The sequence below is a fragment of the Rhodopseudomonas sp. NSM genome, from assembly GCF_052445935.1.
Taxonomy (GTDB): Bacteria; Pseudomonadota; Alphaproteobacteria; order Rhizobiales; family Xanthobacteraceae; genus Rhodopseudomonas.
This window is the reverse complement of record NZ_JBQTCH010000002.1, coordinates 452,982-473,077: the sequence shown is the minus strand read 5'-3', so window position 1 is coordinate 473,077 and position 20,096 is coordinate 452,982. Positions and strand designations below refer to the sequence as shown.

Below are 20,096 nucleotides of genomic sequence, written 5' to 3'. Positions count from 1 at the left end.
ATCAGAATTCGGACCGCAGTTGCGCCAGCCTGGCGCGCAATTGCACATTGACGCGCTCGGTGGCGCGGATGCGCAGAGCGAGGTCGAGCGGCAGTTCGGAGGGTTGCCGCCGCGGCGCGTCCAGCCGAAGACCGGCGCGGTTCTGACGCCGCCAGACGACCCGGCCGAGATAAGCGATGCTCTTGCGCGTGATCACCAAGTCCACGCGGTCCGGCACGGCGGCCGGATTGTCGAACTCGATCTGGGCGCCCTCCGCCGACAGATTGCGGACGACACAGTCGATCGTTGCGGTGCGGGCCTGGAAGGCCAGCCGTCCGCCGTAATAGACCCGTCTTCGTAAACTGCTGCGCCGTTCGAACATCGTCAGCCCCTCGCGATGGTTGTGGAATGCTATCAGAGGTAGTGGCAAGGCGGGAATTCGACTGACGATCAACCGATTGTTAAGGTAAACGGGCCGCGAGACGGTGCGGGGATTCGCCGCGCGTCCGGCCAATAAGGTGTTCTCATTCGCAATGGCGCTTCCTCCCCATGAATCCTCGCGCTGGCAGAGCCCGATGCGCGCCTTTCTGCTGGGGCTGCGGGCGGTCGCGACCTCGGTACTGTCGATGGTGCTGTTCGCCACCTTCATCGGCATCGGCGCGCTGGCGCATGACAGCGGCTTCAGCCTCGGCTGGGTGCTGCTCGGCACGCTGCTGGTCTGGGCTGGCCCCGCGCAGATCATTCTGATCTCGACGCTCGGCTCCGGGGCCACCGCGTTGCAGGCGGCGATCGCGGTGACCGTCAGTGCGATCCGGCTGTTTCCGATGGTGGTGTCGGTGCTGCCGATGCTGCGAACGCCGACCACAAAGCTGCGTCACCTCGTGATGCCGGCGCATTTCGTGGCGGTGACGATGTGGGTCGAATGCTTCCGTCTGCTGCCGCAGGTGCCGCGCGAGCGACGGATCGCCTTCGCCAATGGACTCGGCACCGGGCTGATATCCGTGTCCCTGATCGCCAATGTGACCGGCCATCTGCTGGCTGCCAATCTGCCGCCATTGTTCGGCGCGGCCGTGCTGCTGTTGACGCCGCTGGCGTTTCTGCTGTCGACGGCGCGCAACTGCCGCGAACTCGCGGACGTCGTTGCGCTCGGGCTGGGGCTCGCGCTGTTTCCGCTGGTCGCGCTGTTCGATACCGGCGTCGACGTGCTGATCAGCGGCGTCGCGGCCGGCACCATCGCTTACGGTGTGCATCGCTTTCGGCGGAGGCCGGCATGAGCGGCTTCATCGGTGAATGGCAGGCGCTTCTGGTGCTGGTGCTCGCGGGTTTCCTGCCCAACGAGATCTGGCGGATGCTCGGGCTGTGGCTCGGCGGCGGCATCGACGAAGGCTCCGAACTGCTGATCTGGGTGCGTGCGGTGGCGACCGCGATCCTCGCCGGCGTCATCGCGCAGATTCTGGTGCTGCCGCCGGGCGCGCTGGCGGGGGTGCCATGGCCGCTGCGCACCGGCTCGGTTGCCATCGGGTTGCTGGTGTTTCTGGTGACCGGACGATCGATCCTGACCGGGGTCATCGCCGGCGAAGCGGTGCTGATCGCCGGGCAGTGGTGGCTGGCCTGATCGACTTTTGCGGTGCTTGCCAGCGTGCGCCGAGCGACTAGGTTGAAGCGCGCATCGTTCGCATGGGACAGCAATCATGGCCGACGACGACATTCGTGAGGGTGAAATCACCGTGGCGCCGCCGTCGCCGACCGACGCCGGGCTGGTGTTCGTCGGCCGCATCCGCACGCCGTGGACCTCGCGAAGCCAGACGCCGCGGCAGGGCAGCTTCGACGGGCCGATCTGCCGGCTGGAGATCTTCGAGCCCTGGACACCGGCGCTGCAGGGGCTGGAGAAATCTGCGCAGGTCCAGGTGGTCTATTGGCTGCACCAGGCGCGGCGCGATCTGGTGATCCAGCGCGGCCACGGCATCGACGGCCCGCGCGGCACCTTCGCGCTGCGCTCGCCGTTGCGGCCGAACCCGATCGGGATTTCGGCGGCCGCGCTGGTCGGGATCGAAGGCACGGTTGTGCTGGTGCGCGGCCTCGACTGCCTCGACGGTACGCCGCTGATCGACCTCAAGCCGGATCGCTGCAGTCATTCAATGGCGAAGTAACAAGACAACGGCGCAATGTCGGGCGATCGGCGAACGTCCCGACGATCGCTTCGTCGTCTGTGACGGTCCCCGATCAGGGCGACTTGTGTCTGGCACGCCACTCGCGCCAGGTGATCACCACGAAGGTCAACGCGCACAGCGGTAGAACAATGGTCCCGAGGACAAAGCCATAGGTCGACAGGCCGTCATGGTCCTGGGCTGCCATCACCAGATAGACGGTGTAGCCGACATAGAGCGCCAGAAACAGCGCGCCCTCCCAACGGGCGATCAGGTTGCCGGTGAAGAAAATCGGCAGGCAGGCAATCGCCACCGCGACCATCACGGGGATATCGAACGCCATCATGGCCGGAGCGATGGAAAGCCCGTCCGGCACCACCCCGGCGGACAGGCCGAGCACGCCGAGAATATTGAAGGTGTTGCTGCCCACCACGTTGCCGACGGCGATGTCGCGCTGTCCGCGGATCGCAGCCGTCACCGAGGTCGCGACTTCGGGCAGGGAAGTGCCCGCCGCCACGATCGTCAAGCCGATCACCATCTCGCTGATGCCGAGCAATCTCGCGAAGGTGACGGCGGCATCGACCAGCCACGTCGCGCCGAACACGAGCATGGTCAAGCCGACGACCATCAGCGCAATCTGCACCGGCAGCCGCGAATCCCACCCTGATACGGGTTCGGAGGTCGTCGGCTCCGCCTCGTCCGAGGCTGCGTCCTGACGGCGGCTCTGCACGATCAGAAACGCAGTATAGGCCGCCAGGAGACAGACCAGAATCAACCCATCGATGCGCGACAAACTGCCGTCCCATGCCAGGGCAGTCAGCAGCAGGGATGCGCCGACCATGATCGGAACTTCCTGGCGGATCAGTTGTCGATTGATGATCAGGGGCGTGATCAGCGCCGACACACCGAGGATGAACAGCACATTGAAAATGTTGCTGCCGACGACGTTGCCAACCGTGATGTCGACCTGGTTCGACATCGCCGCCTGAATCGCGACCGCCAGCTCCGGGGAGCCGGTCCCGAAAGCCACCACCGTCAGCCCCACCACGAGTGGCGATATGCCGAACGAGAGCGCCAGTTTCGAGGCCCCTCGGACCAGAAGTTCTGCGCCGACAATGAGAGCAACAAGTCCCAACAGAAAACTGAGGAGCGCCATCACTCTCGTGCCTCGTTAGCGGACGGCGCCGAGACGGCGACCTGGTTCCGGAAGTAAGCCTGCAATGTGCGTCAAAATCCCGGCCGAGCGGCGAGGCGGACTGGAGCAGGATGACAATCTTCGAATCGCCATCCTGCTTCAGGCTTTCTTGTTTGAGCACGAAGTTTTCCGAAAACCGCTATCCAATTATCGGGTTAGCGTGCTCTAACCCTGCGCCAGCGCCGCCTTCAGCTTCTCGGCGTGGCCTTCCAGCACGGCCGGGTCTTCTTTTTTTGTCGCCGGCGGCAGCAGCGGCACGCCGTCGTGGCGCGGCATCACGTGCATGTGCAGATGATACACGACCTGGCCGGCGGCCGGTTCGCTGAACTGCTGCACCACGATGCCGTCGGCCTTGAAGGCTTTCATCGCGGCGTGGGCGATCTTGTGCGCGCCGCGCGCGACATGGGCGAAGTCTTCGGCGGTAATATCGAGGATGTTGCGCGCCGGTGCCTTCGGGATGACCAGCGTATGCCCGGGCGAGCGCGGCATGATGTCGAGGAAGGCGAAGACGTGGTCGTCCTCGTAGATCTTGTGGCAGGGAAACTCGCCGCGCAGGATCTTGGCGAAGATGTTCTCGGGATCGTAGGCGGTCATGGCGGCTCCGGCTGTTCGCTCGCGCCATCTTTCGCCGCCGTCGATGAGCGGGTCAAGCCGGATCGGCGGCGTCGCTCTTGCGGAACGGACCGGCCTCGGTCAGTTCGCGACCCATTTCGTCGACGACCATCCGTTCGCGCTTGAGATAATCCGCGATCGCGCGGCGTAGCGCCGGGTCGGCGATGTAGTGCGCCGAGTAGGTGGTCTGCGGCAGGTAGCCGCGGGCGATCTTGTGCTCGCCCTGCGCGCCGGCCTCGACGGTGGCCAGGCCGCGGGTGATGGCGAAGTCGATCGCCTGGTAGTAGCAGACCTCGAAATGCAGGAACGGGTGGTGCTCGATCGCGCCCCAGTGCCGGCCGAACAGCGTGTCACCGCCGATGAAATTGATCGCCCCCGCAATCCAGCGGCCGCCTCGTTTGGCCATCACCAGCAGCACGTCCTCGGCCATGCTCTCGCCGATCAGCGAATAGAACGCGCGGGTGAGATAGGGGCGGCCCCATTTGCGTGAGCCGGTCTCGATGTAGAATTCGAAGAACGCGTCCCAGGCGTCCTCGGTGATGTCGCGGCCGGTCAGGCAGTGGAGGCTGATGCCGTTGGCCAGCGCGTCGCGGCGTTCGCGCTTGATCGCCTTGCGATGCCGCGAGGCGAGGGTGGCGAGGAAATCGTCGAACGTCTTGTAGCCGGCATTGTGCCAGTGGAATTGCTGATCGGTGCGCTGCAGGAAGCCCTGCGCGGCAAGGAAGCGCCACTCGCTTTCGCGGGCGAAGGTGACGTGCGCAGATGACGCCTTGCTCAATCCGCACAGCGCCACCAGCCCGCCGGCGAGCGCGGCGGCGACCTGCCCGGTGTCGCCGCCGTCGCGGATCAGCAGCCGCGGTCCGGTCGCCGGGGTGAAGGGGACCGAGACCTGCAGTTTCGGATAATAGCTGCCGCCGGCGCGCTCATAGGCGTCGGCCCAGCCGCGGTCGAACACGTATTCCCCTTGGGAGTGCGATTTCAGGTAGCACGGCACGACGCCGACAACCCTGCCTTCCTGCTTGGCGACGAGATGCCTGGGCCCCCAGCCGGTCCGCGCGCTGGCCGACTTCGAGGTCTCGAGCGCAGCGAAAAACGCGTGCGACAGGAAGGGATTGTAAGCCGTTCTCGAAGTGGTGCAGGAGCTGCCTGAGAGGCCGGTGGAGGATGCGTCGGGCGCCACCGCGGCACGCGCGCAGGCATCCCAGTCGGCGGCGGCGATGGCGTCGACCGAGGGGACGGCTTCGAGCACGATGTCGGATGAAGTCGTCAATCAGCAGACCGGTCGCTGGGGCGATCTAGGCAGGTGAGCGTCATTCGCAGAGATTGGGCATTTCCGGCGCGGGCCGCAAGGGCTGCCGTCGTCACGGTTCCGGAACGAAACCTTCGAAGATCATCTGGTCGGCATGGTCCGCGGCGCGGCGGCGCTGCTCCGGGGTGCGCACCGTCCAGGCTAACAGCGCGCAGCCGAAGACTTTTTGCGCGATCCAGGGCGCCGGCGCGGGGAGGTCGTCGACGCGGTAGGCGATGAAATGCGGCCGGGTGCGCAGGCCGTGGCGCAGCGCGACCATCGGATTGCGCTGGGCCTGGTTGAGCTTGTCCCAATAGGCGTCGTCGTAGCGGCGCTCCGCGGTGATGCCGCGCGGCAGTTTCGGCGCGAGCTGGCGCAGCGCCAGCACCTGGTCGGGATCGAACGACATCGCCGCGACCGGGCCGCGATACCGCGCCAGCACTTGCGTCAAACGTGTGGCAAGCTTGCGATCGCCGTCGAAATGGCTTTTCAGCTCGATCAGCAGCGGCACCCGGCCGCCGACCAGGTCGAGCAGGTCGCCCAGCGCCATCATCCGCTCGGCGGTGTCGTGGAAGCGGGCCTGCTTCAGCTCGGCCGTCGTCAGGTCGAGCAGCGCGGCGCTGCCCTCATTGAGTCGGCCGAGCGTGTCGTCGTGATGCACCATCGCCTCGGCATCGGCGGTGAGCTGGATGTCGACCTCGATGGCGAAGTTGCCGGCGATCGCGGCGTTGATCGCGGCCGGCATGTTCTCGATCGCGCCGCGGGCGCGGTCGTGTAGTCCGCGATGCGCGATCGGACGAGCCGTCAGCCAGTCGGGGGCGCGCATCGCAGTCCGGTTCCGTATCAGGCGACTTCGAACAGGCCCTCGACCTCGACCGCGGCGTCCGCCGGCAGCGAGGCGACGCCGATCGTGGTGCGGGCGTGGCGGCCCTTGTCGCCGAAGGCGGCGACCATCAGGTCGGAGGCGCCGTTCATCACCTTCGGGCCGTCGACAAAATCCGGCGTCGAATTGATGAAGCCGCCGAGCCGCACCACGCGCACCACCTTGTCGAGATCGCCGAGCGCCGCCTTGAGCTGCGCCAAGAGATTGATCGCGCAGCCGCGCGCGGCGGCGTTGCCGTCCTCGATGCTGACGCCGGCGCCGAGCTTGCCCTTGGCGATCAGCTTGCCGCCGCCGTCGAAGCAGAGCTGGCCGGACACCACCAGCAGATTGCCGGTGCGGACGAAGCCGACGTAATTCGCGACCGGGCTCGCGGGTTCGGGCAGGACGATGCCCTGCGCGGTCAGCTTCTGCTCGATAACTCCGGTCATAGCGGTCCCCAGTTTTGTTGATCACATGGTCTGTTCGTCAAGTCCCCGGCCGGCCATGCGTCCGGGCCGCCCTGTTTGGCCGATTGCGCGGGGTCTTGCAAGCAAGCCGGGCGCGGCTGTGAACAGCGGGGCGATGCCGCGACCGGCGGCCTTTTCCGCAGCCTTCATGCAAGTTTGATCGAATTGCTCCGCGAATTCACCGCAATCGGGTGTTCCATCGGCCGGTGGCGTTGCGGCGCGACCGGCCGCTTACTATCCTCAATTGCATGTCTTCAAGGAGATCAATCCGCATGTCACGACCGACGAGCCTTCGCCTGAGCGTGCTGGCGACGACGATGTTCGGCGCCGCGGCGCTTTCCGGTGCGCCCGCGATCGCCGCTCCGAACGTCTCGTTCCTGCCGCATCAGGCGTTGTACGATCTCAGCCTGCTGAAGACGCGCAACAATGCTTCGGTCAGCACCGTGCGCGGTCGCATCCTGTACAATTTCTCCGGCAATGCCTGCGAGGGTTACACCTCGGACTTCCGTCAGGTCTCCGAGATCGAGAGCGGTGAGGGCAAGAACACGCTGAGCGACCTGCGCTCGTCGAGCTGGGAAGACGCCGCCGGCAAAAGCTATCGATTCAAGATCGACACCAAAATGAACGATGCCGATCCGACCGACGTCGACGGCATCGCGGAGCGGACCGGCGACACCATCACGGTGAAGCTGAAGCAGCCGGTGCAGAAGACCTTCACGCTCGACGGCAAGACGGTGTTTCCGACCGAGCAGATCGAACGCATCATCGCGGCGGCGCGCGAAGGCAAGACGCTGCTCGAGCTGCAGGTCTATGACGGCTCGGACAACGGCGAGAAGGTCTACAACACGCTGACGGTGATCGGGCAGCCGATCTCCGGCGACCGCGCGGCATCCTCGCCCGACCCGTCGACCTCCGACGACGCCATGAAGCCGTTGAAGCGCTGGCCGGTGACGGTGAGCTATTACGATCACGCGGCGAAATCCAATTCCGGCGAGCAGACGCCGGTTTATGCGATGTCGTTCGAGCTCTACGAGAACGGCGTCTCGCGCTCGCTGGTGCTCGACTACAATGATTTCGTGCTCGCCGGCGCGATGGGCAAGTTCGACGTCAAGACCAACAAGCCGTGCAACTAAGTCGAGCGAGCCGTTACCCTGAGGAGCGGCGCAGCCGCGTCTCGAAGGGCGACGGCATTTCCGGCCCGTCCTTCGAGGCTCGCTGCGCGAGCACCTCAGGACGACGCAAGCCTCGCTGCAGCGACGATGCCAACTAACAACCTTCGTCATGGCCGGGCTTGTCCCGGCCATCCACGTCTTGGGCCTGTCCACGTAACAAACACGTGGATGCCCGGGACAAGCCCGGGCATGACGGTGGTTGTTGATGTCTCGGCGCTAGAGCCGTTCTGCTCTAGGTGGAATCAGGATTGATGATGCGCGGCCACAAGTACCTTCTCATGGTGAGGAGGCGCGGAGCGCCGTCTCGAACCATGCGCCACCGGCACTGCGTTGCCCCATCCTTCGAGACGCCCGGCTTCGCCGGGCTCCTCAGGATGAGGACTCAGTGCCTCTGGAAAGGCCGGATTGCTTCAATCAATCGATGAAGCGCTCTAAAGACGAAAGTGAGTCAACTCCGCGTTTTTTCCGGCCCGTCGTAAGCCAGCCCTTTGATCACCGCGGCGTTGCCGAATTTCTTGCGCAGATCGTCGATGGCGCGCTCCGCATGGGCGGAGCGGCGATCGATCATGTCGGTGTCGCCGGCCGTGGAGCCCGGCGCCAGCGCGCTGACGCCGGTGCCGATCAGCCGAAACGCGGTGCCGTCGATTTCCTTCGCCAGCATGTCGCGCGAGATCGCGAAGATTCGTCCCGCGAGCTGGGTCGGCGCGTGGATCGTCTGCGAACGGGTGCGTTGACGGAAGTCCCCGGTTTTCAGCTTCAGGGTGATCGTCGAGCCGGCCAGCGATGCGCCTTTGAGACGCGAGGAGACTTTCTCCGACAATCGCCACAGGATCCGTTCCAGCGTCTCGAAATCGCGGATGTCGGTCTCGAAGGTGGTCTCGTTGGAGATCGACTTGGCGCCGCGATCCGGCACCACGCGGCGGTCGTCGATGCCGCGGGCGAGCCGCCACAGCCGCCGGCCTTCGTCGCCGAACTGCCGCATCAGCTCGATCTCGTCGGCCTTCTGCAGATCGCCGATGGTGCGAAAGCCGCGCTGCGCGACCCGCGCGGCGGTCGCCGGGCCGACGCCGAAGATGAAGCCGACCGGCCGCGGCGCCAGCATCTCCCGGGCTTCGTCCTGATCGAGCGCGGCGAAGCCGCGCGGCTTGTCGAGATCGGAGGCGATCTTGGCGAGGAACTTGTTGCAGGACAGCCCGACCGAAACGGTGATGCCGATGTCGCGCTCGATGTCGCGGGCGAACCGCGCCAGCACCTTGGCGGCGATCGAGCCGTGCATCCGCTCGGTTCCGGACAGATCGAGGAACGCCTCGTCGATCGACAGCGGCTCGACCAGTGGCGTGAGCTGCAGCATCGCCTGGCGGACCTCGCGGCCGACCCGGACGTATTTCGCCATGTCCGGCCGCACCACGGCGGCCGACGGGCACAGCGCCAGCGCCTTGAACATCGGCATCGCCGAGCGCACGCCGAAGGTCCGCGCGATGTAGCAGGCGGCCGAGACCACGCCGCGTTTGCCGCCGCCGATGATCACCGGACGATCGGCGAGATCCGGATTGTCGCGCTTCTCGACGGTCGCATAGAACGCGTCGCAGTCGATATGCGCCAGCGTGAGCGCCGGCAGCGCGCGATGCCGGACCAGCCGCGGGGAACCGCAGGAGGCGCAGCGCCGCGCACCCGCCTCATTGTCGGCGAAGCAGTCGCGGCAGAAGCACAGCGGTCCGGGCGGCAAGGCCGACGTCACGGCGTATCGCGCTCCCACGGCTTGTCTTCCAGCACCTGCAGCGCGGCCGCGACATTGGTCGGATCGAGGTCGACCGAGGTCGCGAACGCCTTCACGGTCGCGTCATCGCGCATCACGAAATTCAGCACGCTGACGAGAAACTGCGGGTCGGCGGCCGACTGTCGCAACGTCTCGGGGCCGATCCCGGTCTCGGCGAGGAACAGGCCCAGCCGCTCGGGGTCGGCGGCGATGAAGGACAGCGCCTGAATCGCTACGATTTCAGAAACTTGTCTCACATTGTGAACACGCTTTGGCATCGCTGATGTTTGCCTTTCCGTAACTTCTGGTCTCTATTTTATTCAATCATGCCCGAGTCTTGCATGCTTGAGTCTCGAGTTTTGCGGCTTGTCGAACAGTATCGCTCGCCGCAGGCGCGGGCATTCTCGTATCAGGATTGGAGGGCGGGATGGCCAAAACCGTCCTGATCGTCGAGGACAATGAGCTCAACATGAAGCTCTTTCGCGACTTGCTGGAAGCCCATGGTTACCAGACGTCGGGAACGAGCAACGGCCATGAAGCGCTCGCCCTCGTGCGCAAGCTGCATCCCGATCTGATCCTGATGGACATCCAGCTTCCGCAGGTGTCTGGTCTCGACGTCACCCGATGGATCAAGGACGATCCCGAACTGCGGCACATTCCGGTGGTCGCGGTTACGGCGTTTGCGATGAAGGGCGACGAGGAACGCATCCGCGAGGGCGGCTGCGAGGCCTATCTGTCGAAGCCGATTTCGGTGGGCAAGTTCATCGAAACCGTGCGCCGTTTCATCGGATAGGAGAACGCGATGTCCGCACGCATCCTGGTGGTCGACGACATTCCGGCCAACGTCAAGTTGCTCGAAGCGCGGTTGTCGGCCGAGTATTTCGACGTCGTGACCGCCGTCAATGGCGCGCAGGCGCTGGAGATCTGCGAGCGCGCCGAATGCGACATCGTGCTGCTCGACGTGATGATGCCGGACATGGACGGGTTCGAGGTCTGCCGCCGGCTGAAGGCCAATCCGAAGACGCATTTCATCCCGGTGGTGATGGTGACGGCGCTCGACAGCCCGGCCGATCGGGTGCGCGGGCTCGAGGCCGGCGCCGACGACTTCCTCACCAAGCCGGTGTCGGACGTGGTGCTGATCGCGCGGGTGCGGTCGCTGACGCGCCTGAAGATGATGACCGACGAACTGCGGATGCGCGCGATCACCTCGTTCGAGATCGGCGTGCAGGCGCCGGAGCGCGAGGCGGTCAACGATCTCGGCAAAGGCGGCCGCATCCTGCTGGTCGACGACCGGCCGTCGTCCTACGAGCGGCTGGCGCCGCTACTCGCCGCCGAACACGACATCGACGTCGAGCCAAATCCCTCCGAAGCGCTGTTCCATGCGGCCGAAGGCAATTACGACCTGCTGATCGTGTCGCTCGGCCTGGAGAATTTCGACGGGCTGCGGCTGTGCAGCCAGGCGCGCTCGCTGGAGCGGACGCGCCACGTGCCGATCCTCGCCATCGCCGACGCCGACAATAATGCACGGCTGCTGCGCGGCCTCGAGATCGGCGTCAACGACTATCTGCTGCGCCCGGTCGACAAGAACGAACTATTGGCGCGCGCACGCACGCAGATCCGCCGCCGGCGCTACACCGATCACCTGCGCGACAACGTGCAGCATTCGATCGAGATGGCGATCACCGACGGGCTCACCGGCCTGCACAATCGCCGCTACATGGAAAGCCACCTCGCAACCCTGGCCGAGCAGGCGGGGGCGCGCGGCAAGCCGCTGGCGCTGATGATCCTCGACATCGACTTCTTCAAATCGATCAACGACAGCTACGGCCACGACGCCGGCGACGACGTGCTGCGCGAGTTCGCCGTGCGGATCAAGAAGTCGATCCGCGGTATCGACCTCGCGTGCCGTTACGGCGGCGAGGAGTTCGTGATCGTGATGCCGGAGACAGATCTGCACGTCGCCCAGATGGTGGCGGAGCGGCTGCGCCGCGCCATCGCCGGCGAACCTTTCGCGATCGAAAAGGGCACGAAGCGGATCGGGGTCACGATCTCGATCGGACTGTCGACGCTGGAGCGCAAGGGAGAGGCGGTGCGCGATCTCCTCAAGCGCGCCGACACAGCGCTGTACCGCGCCAAGCACGACGGCCGGAATCGGGTGGTCGCCGCGGCGGCGTGAGCAGAGGCACCCTCTGCATCGAAACACGCGCCGCCGTCATCCTAAGGTGCGCGCCGTCCTTCACGGCGCGCCTCGAAGGATGGCCGCGCGTGCCTGCCGCCCATCCTTCGAGGCGCGCAAGAGCGCGCACCTCAGGATGACGTGGATTGTGTGGTGACGCCCCGCAAAAGCAAACGGGGCCCGAAGGCCCCGCGAAACTCGACCAGCAAGCGTGACGCTTACTTGATCTTGGCTTCCTTGAATTCGACGTGCTTGCGCGCGACCGGGTCGTACTTCTTCTTGGTCATCTTGTCGGTCATGGTGCGCGAGTTCTTCTTCGCCACGTAATAGAAGCCGGTGTCGGCCGTGGAGACGAGCTTGATCTTGATGGTGACCGCTTTGGCCATGTCGGAACCTCGGATGTCGGGAATCAATCAGCGAGGTCGAACGTCAGGACCCGCGTTTGGCGCGCAAACTAGCCGCGAATGATCGAAAGTCAAGGTTTTCGCTCCAATCGGCGCCGCCGCCGGGAGCCGGAGGCGGTTTCGGGCCATTTCAGGCCGGACTAAGCCGAAATACGGGCGATTTCGACAAGACGGCGGACTTCTGCATCGCAGATCCTCGCCGAACCGCTCTCGACACGGGGCCGGCGTGCCCCATGTTCGAAGCCGACCCGAATCCATACGAAAGTCGAGCAATGACAGCGATCGAGCCGAGCCTGAGGGTGGTGGACGAGCAACGACCCGAGCCGCCGCCGCGCAAGGCCGGCCGGGAGGAGGGCGCGCCATCGGGCCCGGCGATGAGCTTCGGCCTGACCCTGGCGATGGCAGCCGCCTCCGGGATCGCGGTGGCCAACATCTACTACAACCAGCCGATGCTCGGCGTGATCGAGCGCGACCTCGGCACGCCGTCGCTGACCGGCATGATTCCGACCGCGACCCAGTTCGGCTACGCCGTCGGCCTGTTCCTGCTGGTGCCGCTCGGCGATCTCACCGACCGGCGCCGGCTGATCGCATGGCAATTCGTGCTGCTCGCGGGCGCGCTGGTGCTGGTGGCGCTGGCGCCGTCGGCCGGCCTGATGATCGTCGCCTCGCTGGCGCTGGGCGCCTGCGCCACGGTGGCGCAGCAGGTGGTGCCGTTCGCGGCGGCGCTGGCCGAGCCGGCGCGGCGCGGCAAGGTGATCGGCGCGGTGATGGCGGGGCTGCTGTGCGGCATTCTGCTGAGCCGCACCGTGGCCGGATTCGTCGCCGGCCATGCCGGCTGGCGCGAGATGTTCTGGCTGGCGGCGCCGATGGCGCTGGTCGCCGCCGCGCTGATGGCGTGGCTGCTGCCGCGCCACCATCCGCATCTGACGATCGGCTACGGCGCCGCGCTGAAATCGCTGCTGGCGCTGTGGCGCGAGCAGCCGAGCCTGCGCCGCGCCACGCTAGTGCAGGCCGCGCTGTTCGGATCGTTCAGCGTGTTCTGGACGGTGCTGGCGCTGCATCTGCAGGAGCCGCGCTTCGGGCTCGGCCCCGACGCGGCCGGCTTGTTCGGGCTGGTCGGCGTGGTCGGCATTCTTGCCGCCCCGATCGCCGGACGCATCGCCGACCGCAGCGGGCCCGGGCCGGTGATCACGATCGGCGCGCTGCTGACGCTGGCGTCATGGGCGCTGTTCGGCCTGTGGGGCAGCGTGGCGGGGCTGGTGCTGGGCGTGATCGTGCTGGATTTCGGGCTGCAGAGCGCCCTGATCTCGAACCAGCACATCGTCTACGCGCTGGTGCCGGAGGCGCGCAGCCGGCTGAATACCGTATTCATGACCGGCATGTTCATCGGCGGCTCGGCCGGCTCCGCCGGCGCGGCGTTCGCATGGGGGCAGGGCGGCTGGCCGGCGGTATGCGGCTTCGGCGCCGCGCTGGCGGCGGTCGCCCTGGTGCTGGAAATCATGGCCCGCCGGGCGGCCCGGTAGAGCGCAGGCAGTGCCGGGCCCTCAGGCGCCCGGCAGCAGGTCCTTCTGCATCTTGCCGCCATAGAAATGGAAGAACGGCACCGGCGCGTCGTGGCGCAGCGGGCCGGTGGCGAGGCGGCGATGCAACTCGCCGAGCACGTTCTTGGTCATCGCATGCAGATCGGCGAGCGGGCTGGAGCCGAGCTCGACCCAGACCAGCTCGACCAGCTCGGCATCGGCGTGGACGACACCCTCGACCCGGTGGGCGATCGCCGACGCATCGGCGGTGAAGAACCGGGTGTCGAAGCGCCGGACGCGGCCGGGCGGGGTGATGGCGCGGGCAATCAGGAACAGGCCGGAGGGATCGGGCAACAGCCCGGCCTCGGCGAAGGGCTGCCAGGGTCCGTCGAGACCGGAGCGGACCGCGTCCGCCTTGCAGCCGAGACACAGGCCGGTCTCCTCACAGGCCTCGCGGATCGCCGCGATCGCCAGCGCGCGGGCGCGGGCGGGGGTGATTCTGGGGCTGCCCTTGAGCAGATTGGCCTCGAGCTCCGGCGGAATCTGCGCTGCCACCGGCACGCGGTTGTCGAACTTGTCGACCCGGCCGCCGGGGAACACGAACTTGCCGGGCATGAACACCACCTTGTCGTGGCGGCGGCCGACCAGAACCTTCGGGATGCTGCCGCTGCGATCGACCAGGATCAGCGTCGCGGCGTCCTTGGGACGGAAATACGGATGGTGATCGGCTTCCTTCTCACCCTGTTCGACCGTGTGCGCAGCCTGCGTGACCGTCTCGCTCATCCCGCTCCCCCTTTTCTTGTTATTGATGCGGCGTGATCGCCGTCACTTCTCTGGATTGTTCTCGTCGAAGCCGTGCATCCGGAACGCCCATTGCAGGCCGACCACCGCGCCCTTCACCGGCTGCAGCAGCGCCAGCGATGCAATCAGGGTGATAGGCAGATAGATCGCAAGCTGCAACATCACCGGCGGCGAGAAATTGGTCTCGATCGACAGCGCGATCGGAACCACGATGTGGCCGACGATGACGATCACCAGATAGGCCGGCAGATCGTCGGCGCGGTGACCGGTGAAGTCCTGACCGCAATGGCTGCAGCTATCGGCGGTCTTCAGGAAACCGCGGAACATCTTGCCTTCGCCGCATTGCGGGCAGCGGCCGCGGAAGCCGCGCCACATCGCCTGCCAGACATTGCGATCCTCGGTGGGAGCGTTGTCCGACGGCCAGACGATCGGCGCACGATTCACAACGGCTTTCATCGCTTTCCCTTTCCGGGCTTGTTCGGCTTTCGCTTCGATGCCTTGGCGTCTTTCGTCTTGCCGGCCTTGCTGCGCCCGATGGCATTGCCTTTTGGCGGTTTCGGTCCCTTGCCCTTGTGCGGAACTTTGCCCGGGCCGCGCGCGACGCTACGCGATTCACTTAAGAGCTCGAACCGCAATGCGCCAGCCACTGGTGCAGCTTCTACCAGACGAACGTCGACGACGTCCCCCAGCCGATGCATGGCACCGCTGCGCGAGCCGATCAGCGCATGGCGGGCTTCGTCGTAGTTGTAATATTCGTCGCCGAGTGTGCGGATCGGAATCAGCCCGTCGGCACCGGTGTCGCTCAACTTGACGAACAGGCCGGCCTTGGTGACGCCTGAAATCCGGCCCTGAAAGGTCGCGCCGATGCGGTCGGCGAGGTGATGCGCGATCAGCCGGTCGACGGTCTCGCGCTCGGCCTTCATCGCGCGGCGTTCCGTCAGCGAGATCTGGGCTGCGACTTCGGCCAGCGTTTCCACCGTCTCGGCCTCGGGTAGTGCCCCGTCGCCGAGATTGAGCGCGCGGATCAGCGCGCGGTGCACCACGAGATCGGCGTAGCGCCGGATCGGCGAGGTGAAATGCGCGTAGCGGCGCAGGTTCAGGCCGAAATGGCCGTAATTCTCCGAGGCATATTCCGCCTGCGCCTGCGAGCGCAGCACCACTTCGTTGACCAGCGGCTCTGCGTCTTCGCCCTTGACCATCGCCAGGATGCGGTTGAACTGCGCCGGCTTCAGCGCGCCGCCCTTGGCGAAGGACAGATCGAGCGTCTTGAGGAAATCGACGAGGTTGTGGACCTTCTCCACGCTCGGCTCGTCGTGCACCCGGTAGATCAGCGGCAGCGCCTTCTTCTCCAGCATCTCCGCGGCGGCGACGTTGGCGAGGATCATGAATTCCTCGATCAATTTATGCGCGTCGAGGCGTTCGGGCACGATGACGCGATCGACGGTGCCGTCCGGCTTCAGCATGATCTTGCGCTCGGGCAGATCGAGATCGAGCGGGTCGCGCTCGTCGCGGCCGCGCTTGACGATCGCGTAGGCGTCGTAAAGCGGCTTCAGAATGGTGTCGAGCAGCGGTCCGGTGGTGTCGTCCGGATGGCCGTCGATCGCGGCCTGGGCCTGCGCGTAGTTCAGCTTTGCGGCCGAGCGCATCAGCACGCGATGAAACGAATGCGAGCGCTTGCGGCCATCGGCGCCGATCACCATGCGGACCGCCAGCGCGCCGCGCGGCTCGCCGGGCTTCAGCGAGCACAGATCGTTGGAAATCCGCTCCGGCAGCATCGGCACGACGCGGTCGGGGAAGTACACCGAATTGCCGCGCCGCAGCGCGTCGCGGTCGAGCGCCGAGTCGGGCCGCACGTAGTAAGCGACGTCGGCGATCGCGACGTGCAGGATCACGCCGCCTTTGTTGTTTGGATCGGGATCCGGTTCGGCGTGGACCGCGTCGTCGTGGTCCTTGGCGTCGGGCGGATCGATCGTCACCAGCGGCAGCTCGCGCCAGTCCTCGCGGCCCTTTAGCGTCGCCGGCTCGGCGGCTTCGGATTCGCGCAGCGCGGTTGTCGAGAATTCCTGCGGGATGTCGTGGGAGTGGATCGCGATCAGGCTGACGGCCTTTTCGGTCGCGAGCGAGCCGAGCCGTTCCTTGACGCGCCCGGAGGAGAGTCCGTAACCGCGGCTGCGGATCAGGTCGACGCTGACGAGATCGCCGTCTTCCGCGCCGCCCGCATCGTGGGGCGCGATATTGAGTTCGCGCCCGGCCTGTTTCTTGTCGACCGGCACCAGCCGGCCGCCGCCCTGCGGCGATGCGCGAAAGATGCCGAGAATGCGAGGCTTGCCGCGATCGAGCACGCGGATGACGCGGCCGACGTAAGCGGGACCTTGCTCGGGCGCCTCGGCCGGCTCGACATGCAGCAGCGCGCGGTCGCCGAGGCCGGCGGCGGTGCCGGGCTTGGGACGGCGCGGGATGTGGAGGCGGATCTTCGGCGGATCGCCGTCCTGCTCGTCCCATTCCGCGGGCGTCGCGATCAGTTCGCCGTCGCTGTCGCGCGCGACGACGTCCGCGAGCAGCGTCGGGGGCAGGGTTGCCGGCTCGGCGACCTTGCGGCGGCCGCTCTTGCGGATCGTGCCCTCGTCGGACAGTTCCTTGAGACGGCGCTTCAGCTCGGCACGGTCGGCATTCTTCAGGCCGAACTCCCGCGCGATCTCGCGGGTGCCGACCTTGCCTGGATGCGCGCGGATGAAGGCGAGGAGGGTGGCCTTGTCCGGGAACTTGTCGTCGCGCGTCTTGCTCACATCTATCCGTTCTTGGCCGCGCTCTTCTTGGCGGTTGATTTGGGCTTGGCGGCTGCGGCTTTGGGCTTGGTCGTTGACGTCTTGGCTTTCACCGGCGCGCGCGCCGGGCTTGCGGCGGCGCCTTCGGCTTTCGGCTTTGCCTTTTTCGCGGCGGCTTTCTTGGCGGGCTTGGCATCGCTCTTGGTGGCAGCCTTCTTGGCCGGCGCCTTCTTCTTGGCCTTAGCCCCGCCGCCCTTGGCGGCGCGCTCGTCGATCAGCGCGATCGCTTCCGGCAGCGTGATGGTGTCCTGGGTCTTGTCGTTCGGGATCGTGGCGTTGACGCCGCCCGCCGTGACATAGGCGCCGTAGCGGCCGGCCTTGACGGCGACGGGACCGAGCGACGGATGATCGCCGAGCGGCTTGCCGGGATCAGCACCAAAACGCCGCTTGCTCGGGCCCTTGGCGATCTTCTCGGCGATCAGCGTCGCCGCGCGGTTGAGCCCGATATTGTGGACGTCGTCGCCGGCCTCGAGGCTGGCGTAGGTCTTCTCGTGCTGCACATAGGGCCCGAACCGGCCGATGCCGGCCTTGATCGGCTCGCCGGTCTCGGGGTGCTTGCCGACTTCACGCGGCAGCGCCAAGAGCCGCAGCGCGACGTCGAGCTCGACGTCGGACGGCGAGGTGCCCTTCGGGATGCCGGCGCGCTTGGGCTTCTCGCCTTCCGCGTAGTCCTTGGCATCGCCGAGCTGGATATAGGGGCCGAACCGGCCGGATTTGACGGCCACTTCGAAGCCGGTGTCCGGATCGAGGCCGAGCACGCGGTCGGCATCGCCGCCGCCGCCGTCTGCAGCAAGCGGGCGGGTGTGGCGGCATTCCGGATAGTTCGAGCAGCCGACGAAGGCGCCGAACTTGCCGGCCTTGAGGTTGAGCCGACCGGTGCCGCAGCTCGGGCATTGCCGCGGATCGCCGCCGTCCTCGCGCGGCGCATAGATGTGCGGGCCGAGCAACTCGTCGAGCACGTCGAGCACCTGTGCGACGCGCAATTCCTTGATGTCGTCGACGGCGCCGATGAAGTCGGTCCAGAAATCGCGCAGCACTTCCTGCCAGGAGATTTCGTTGTTGGAGATGCGGTCGAGCTTTTCTTCCAGCGCCGCGGTGAAGTCGTATTCGACGTAGCGGGCGAAGAAGCTCTCCAGGAACGCGATCACGACGCGGCCCTTGTCCTCGCCGTGCAGCCGCTTCTTCTCGAGCCTCACATATCCGCGATCCTTCAGCACCTGCAGGATCGACGCGTAGGTCGAGGGCCGGCCGATGCCGAGCTCTTCCATCCGCTTTACCAATGAGGCTTCGGAGAAGCGCGGCGGCGGCTCGGTGAAGTGCTGGGTGACGGCGAGCGCTTCGCGCTTCAGCGCTTCGTTCTCGCTCATCGCCGGCAGCCGGCGCGACTCCTCGTCCTCGCTGTCGTCGTCGCGGCCTTCCTGATAGGCGGCGAGGAAGCCGTCGAACTTGACCACCTGGCCGGTGGCGCGCAGCTCCAGCACCCGCGACCCGGCTTTCGCCTCGATGTCGACGGTGGTGCGCTCCATCTCGGCCGATTCCATCTGGCTGGCGACGGTGCGGACCCAGATCAGTTCGTAGAGCCGCGCCTGATCGGAATCGAGCCGCTTGGTGACCTCGGCCGGGCGGCGCGACATGTCGGTCGGGCGGATGGCTTCGTGGGCCTCCTGCGCGTTCTTGGCCTTGGCCTGATACTGCCGCGGCGAGCCCGGCACATAGGCTGCGCCATAATCCTCGGCGATCACCTTGCGCGCCTGGGTGATGGCGGACGGGTCGATCTGGACGCCGTCGGTTCGCATATAGGTAATGAGGCCGGTGGTCTCGCCGCCGATGTCGATGCCTTCATACAGTCGCTGCGCGATCCGCATCGTGTGCGCCGGCGCGAAACCGAGCTTGCGGCTGGCTTCCTGCTGCAGCGTCGAGGTGGTGAACGGCGCCTGCGGGTTGCGGCGGGCGGGCTTGGCCTCGACGCTCGACACTTTGAAATTGGCGGTCTCGATCGCCTGCTTGAAATCCTCCGCCTCGGCGCCGGTGCCGATGTCGAGCCGCTGGATCTTCTTGCCGTCGGCGCCGACCAGGCGGGCCTCGAAGCTCTCGCCGCGCGGCGTCGTCAGGGTCGCGATCAGCGACCAGTATTCGCGCGCGACGAACTTCTCGATCTCCATCTCGCGGTCGCACACCAGACGCAGCGCGACCGATTGCACGCGCCCCGCCGAGCGGGCGCCGGGCAGCTTGCGCCACAGCACCGGGGAGAGGGTGAAGCCGACCAGATAGTCCAGCGCGCGGCGGGCCATATAGGCGTCGACCAGCGCACCGTCGATCTCGCGCGGATGCTGCATCGCCTCGGTGACGGACTGCTTGGTGATGGCGTTGAACACCACGCGCTCGACCTTCTGGTCCTTCAGCGCACGCTTCTGTTTCAGCACCTCCAGGACGTGCCAGGAGATCGCCTCACCCTCACGATCAGGGTCGGTGGCGAGGATCAGCTTGTCGGCGCCCTTGAGCGCCTTCGCGATGTCGTTGAGCCGCCCGGCGGCTTTCGGATCGATCTCCCAGATCATCTGGAAGTTGGCGTCGGGATCGACCGAGCCATTCTTGGCCGGAAGGTCGCGCACATGCCCGAACGAGGCCAGAACCTCGTAGGACGAGCCCAGATATTTGTTGATCGTCTTGGCCTTCGCAGGCGACTCGACAATGACGAGATTCATCGGATTCCAATGACTTAGCTGAGAGAAATGCACCGTTTTCGCGAGACTCGCGCCAGCCGCATTGCCCGGAACATGGGTTCTGGTGCGGTCGCTGTCAAATCGTCCCGGTCATCACGCCGGCCCATAGCGACAGAAAATCGCGTGGGCCGATACGAAAATTAAACCTAGAGTTGCACAACCTAGAGTA

General features: G+C 66.2%; 20 protein-coding genes. 7 read left to right on the top strand and 13 right to left on the bottom strand.

Annotation, left to right across the window (positions count from 1 at the left end; all coding sequences use genetic code 11):
• Position 1: 1 nt before the first annotated feature.
• Positions 2 to 493 (bottom strand): PilZ domain-containing protein, encoded by a 492-nt coding sequence (locus ACTZWT_RS06505; RefSeq protein WP_444768873.1) that lies wholly within the window; start codon positions 491 to 493, stop codon positions 2 to 4.
• Between the two features lie 19 nt (positions 494 to 512).
• Here ACTZWT_RS06505 and ACTZWT_RS06500 point away from each other — a divergent pair, with 19 nt between their 5' ends.
• The 3 genes from ACTZWT_RS06500 to tsaA all read left to right on the top strand — a co-directional run bounded on the left by ACTZWT_RS06500 (position 513) and on the right by tsaA (position 2,129).
• Positions 513 to 1,253: an AzlC family ABC transporter permease gene (locus ACTZWT_RS06500; protein ID WP_444768872.1), complete on the top strand. Its 741-nt coding sequence runs from the start codon at positions 513 to 515 to the stop codon at positions 1,251 to 1,253.
• Complete coding sequence (locus ACTZWT_RS06495) at positions 1,250 to 1,594, top strand: AzlD domain-containing protein (protein WP_444768871.1); 345 nt, start codon at positions 1,250 to 1,252, stop codon at positions 1,592 to 1,594. The genes ACTZWT_RS06500 and ACTZWT_RS06495 overlap by 4 nt, the downstream gene beginning before the upstream one ends.
• 76 nt (positions 1,595 to 1,670) lie before the next feature.
• Positions 1,671 to 2,129: a tRNA (N6-threonylcarbamoyladenosine(37)-N6)-methyltransferase TrmO gene (gene tsaA, locus ACTZWT_RS06490; RefSeq protein ID WP_444768870.1), complete on the top strand. Its 459-nt coding sequence runs from the start codon at positions 1,671 to 1,673 to the stop codon at positions 2,127 to 2,129.
• 73 nt (positions 2,130 to 2,202) lie between these two features.
• Here tsaA and ACTZWT_RS06485 read toward each other — a convergent pair whose 3' ends face one another.
• The 5 genes from ACTZWT_RS06485 to ACTZWT_RS06465 all read right to left on the bottom strand — a co-directional run bounded on the left by ACTZWT_RS06485 (position 2,203) and on the right by ACTZWT_RS06465 (position 6,532).
• Positions 2,203 to 3,282, bottom strand: coding sequence for a calcium/sodium antiporter (locus tag ACTZWT_RS06485; RefSeq protein WP_444768869.1), 1,080 nt, complete (start codon positions 3,280 to 3,282; stop codon positions 2,203 to 2,205).
• Between the two features lie 204 nt (positions 3,283 to 3,486).
• Positions 3,487 to 3,915: an HIT family protein gene (locus ACTZWT_RS06480; protein ID WP_444768868.1), complete on the bottom strand. Its 429-nt coding sequence runs from the start codon at positions 3,913 to 3,915 to the stop codon at positions 3,487 to 3,489.
• Between the two features lie 52 nt (positions 3,916 to 3,967).
• Complete coding sequence (locus tag ACTZWT_RS06475; protein WP_444768867.1) at positions 3,968 to 5,203, bottom strand: GNAT family N-acetyltransferase; 1,236 nt, start codon at positions 5,201 to 5,203, stop codon at positions 3,968 to 3,970.
• Between the two features lie 91 nt (positions 5,204 to 5,294).
• Positions 5,295 to 6,047: a glycerophosphodiester phosphodiesterase gene (locus ACTZWT_RS06470; protein ID WP_444768866.1), complete on the bottom strand. Its 753-nt coding sequence runs from the start codon at positions 6,045 to 6,047 to the stop codon at positions 5,295 to 5,297.
• Between the two features lie 17 nt (positions 6,048 to 6,064).
• Complete coding sequence (locus tag ACTZWT_RS06465; protein ID WP_444768865.1) at positions 6,065 to 6,532, bottom strand: RidA family protein; 468 nt, start codon at positions 6,530 to 6,532, stop codon at positions 6,065 to 6,067.
• Between the two features lie 290 nt (positions 6,533 to 6,822).
• Between ACTZWT_RS06465 and ACTZWT_RS06460 the strand changes: the two genes are divergently transcribed.
• Complete coding sequence (locus tag ACTZWT_RS06460; RefSeq protein WP_444768864.1) at positions 6,823 to 7,683, top strand: cell envelope integrity EipB family protein; 861 nt, start codon at positions 6,823 to 6,825, stop codon at positions 7,681 to 7,683.
• Between the two features lie 487 nt (positions 7,684 to 8,170).
• Here ACTZWT_RS06460 and ACTZWT_RS06455 read toward each other — a convergent pair whose 3' ends face one another.
• Both ACTZWT_RS06455 and ACTZWT_RS06450 read right to left on the bottom strand, forming a co-directional pair.
• Positions 8,171 to 9,460 carry a DNA polymerase IV gene (locus tag ACTZWT_RS06455; RefSeq protein WP_444768863.1) on the bottom strand — a complete coding sequence of 430 codons (1,290 nt, stop codon included), beginning with the start codon at positions 9,458 to 9,460 and terminating at the stop codon, positions 8,171 to 8,173.
• Entirely contained in the window at positions 9,457 to 9,756 is a 300-nt protein-coding gene (locus ACTZWT_RS06450) for a DUF3572 domain-containing protein (protein ID WP_444768862.1), read from the bottom strand. Before ACTZWT_RS06450 ends, ACTZWT_RS06455 begins: the two co-directional genes overlap by 4 nt.
• Before the next feature lie 149 nt (positions 9,757 to 9,905).
• Between ACTZWT_RS06450 and ACTZWT_RS06445 the strand changes: the two genes are divergently transcribed.
• Together ACTZWT_RS06445 and ACTZWT_RS06440 are read left to right on the top strand one after the other, a co-directional pair.
• Entirely contained in the window at positions 9,906 to 10,271 is a 366-nt protein-coding gene (locus ACTZWT_RS06445) for a response regulator (protein WP_322517410.1), read from the top strand.
• A 9-nt stretch (positions 10,272 to 10,280) separates the two neighbouring features.
• Positions 10,281 to 11,654 carry a PleD family two-component system response regulator gene (locus ACTZWT_RS06440; RefSeq protein WP_444768861.1) on the top strand — a complete coding sequence of 458 codons (1,374 nt, stop codon included), beginning with the start codon at positions 10,281 to 10,283 and terminating at the stop codon, positions 11,652 to 11,654.
• Positions 11,655 to 11,872: 218 nt separating this feature from the next.
• Here the strand turns inward: ACTZWT_RS06440 and rpmG are convergent, their stop codons facing one another.
• A complete protein-coding gene (rpmG, locus tag ACTZWT_RS06435; RefSeq protein WP_011441304.1) occupies positions 11,873 to 12,040 on the bottom strand; it encodes a 50S ribosomal protein L33 in 168 nt (55 codons plus the stop codon).
• 290 nt (positions 12,041 to 12,330) lie between these two features.
• Between rpmG and ACTZWT_RS06430 the strand changes: the two genes are divergently transcribed.
• Positions 12,331 to 13,581: an MFS transporter gene (locus ACTZWT_RS06430; RefSeq protein ID WP_444768860.1), complete on the top strand. Its 1,251-nt coding sequence runs from the start codon at positions 12,331 to 12,333 to the stop codon at positions 13,579 to 13,581.
• A gap of 21 nt (positions 13,582 to 13,602) precedes the next feature.
• Here the strand turns inward: ACTZWT_RS06430 and ACTZWT_RS06425 are convergent, their stop codons facing one another.
• From ACTZWT_RS06425 to topA, 4 genes are read right to left on the bottom strand one after another with little or no spacing between them, the layout of a single operon-like run.
• Positions 13,603 to 14,361 carry an NUDIX hydrolase gene (locus ACTZWT_RS06425; protein ID WP_444768859.1) on the bottom strand — a complete coding sequence of 253 codons (759 nt, stop codon included), beginning with the start codon at positions 14,359 to 14,361 and terminating at the stop codon, positions 13,603 to 13,605.
• A gap of 42 nt (positions 14,362 to 14,403) precedes the next feature.
• Positions 14,404 to 14,835, bottom strand: a complete 432-nt coding sequence (locus tag ACTZWT_RS06420) for a DUF983 domain-containing protein (protein WP_444768858.1) — start codon at positions 14,833 to 14,835, stop codon at positions 14,404 to 14,406.
• On the bottom strand, positions 14,832 to 17,165 hold the full coding sequence (rnr, locus tag ACTZWT_RS06415) for a ribonuclease R (RefSeq protein WP_444768857.1): 2,334 nt from the start codon (positions 17,163 to 17,165) through the stop codon (positions 14,832 to 14,834). The genes ACTZWT_RS06420 and rnr overlap by 4 nt, the downstream gene beginning before the upstream one ends.
• A 2-nt stretch (positions 17,166 to 17,167) precedes the next feature.
• Entirely contained in the window at positions 17,168 to 19,909 is a 2,742-nt protein-coding gene (gene topA, locus ACTZWT_RS06410; RefSeq protein WP_444768856.1) for a type I DNA topoisomerase, read from the bottom strand.
• Positions 19,910 to 20,096 lie beyond the last annotated feature (187 nt).

Bases quoted from the DNA above. Each gene is read 5' to 3' on its own strand.
- ACTZWT_RS06500 (WP_444768872.1), top strand. From the start codon at position 513: ATGGCGCTTCCTCCCCATGAATCCTCGCGCTGGCAGAGCCCGATGCGC.
- ACTZWT_RS06495 (WP_444768871.1), top strand. From the start codon at position 1,250: ATGAGCGGCTTCATCGGTGAATGGCAGGCGCTTCTGGTGCTGGTGCTC.
- tsaA (WP_444768870.1), top strand. From the start codon at position 1,671: ATGGCCGACGACGACATTCGTGAGGGTGAAATCACCGTGGCGCCGCCG.
- ACTZWT_RS06485 (WP_444768869.1), bottom strand. From the start codon at position 3,282: ATGGCGCTCCTCAGTTTTCTGTTGGGACTTGTTGCTCTCATTGTCGGC.
- ACTZWT_RS06480 (WP_444768868.1), bottom strand. From the start codon at position 3,915: ATGACCGCCTACGATCCCGAGAACATCTTCGCCAAGATCCTGCGCGGC.
- ACTZWT_RS06470 (WP_444768866.1), bottom strand. From the start codon at position 6,047: ATGCGCGCCCCCGACTGGCTGACGGCTCGTCCGATCGCGCATCGCGGA.
- ACTZWT_RS06465 (WP_444768865.1), bottom strand. From the start codon at position 6,532: ATGACCGGAGTTATCGAGCAGAAGCTGACCGCGCAGGGCATCGTCCTG.
- ACTZWT_RS06460 (WP_444768864.1), top strand. From the start codon at position 6,823: ATGTCACGACCGACGAGCCTTCGCCTGAGCGTGCTGGCGACGACGATG.
- ACTZWT_RS06450 (WP_444768862.1), bottom strand. From the start codon at position 9,756: ATGCCAAAGCGTGTTCACAATGTGAGACAAGTTTCTGAAATCGTAGCG.
- ACTZWT_RS06445 (WP_322517410.1), top strand. From the start codon at position 9,906: ATGGCCAAAACCGTCCTGATCGTCGAGGACAATGAGCTCAACATGAAG.
- ACTZWT_RS06440 (WP_444768861.1), top strand. From the start codon at position 10,281: ATGTCCGCACGCATCCTGGTGGTCGACGACATTCCGGCCAACGTCAAG.
- rpmG (WP_011441304.1), bottom strand. From the start codon at position 12,040: ATGGCCAAAGCGGTCACCATCAAGATCAAGCTCGTCTCCACGGCCGAC.
- ACTZWT_RS06430 (WP_444768860.1), top strand. From the start codon at position 12,331: ATGACAGCGATCGAGCCGAGCCTGAGGGTGGTGGACGAGCAACGACCC.
- ACTZWT_RS06425 (WP_444768859.1), bottom strand. From the start codon at position 14,361: ATGAGCGAGACGGTCACGCAGGCTGCGCACACGGTCGAACAGGGTGAG.
- ACTZWT_RS06420 (WP_444768858.1), bottom strand. From the start codon at position 14,835: ATGAAAGCCGTTGTGAATCGTGCGCCGATCGTCTGGCCGTCGGACAAC.
- topA (WP_444768856.1), bottom strand. From the start codon at position 19,909: ATGAATCTCGTCATTGTCGAGTCGCCTGCGAAGGCCAAGACGATCAAC.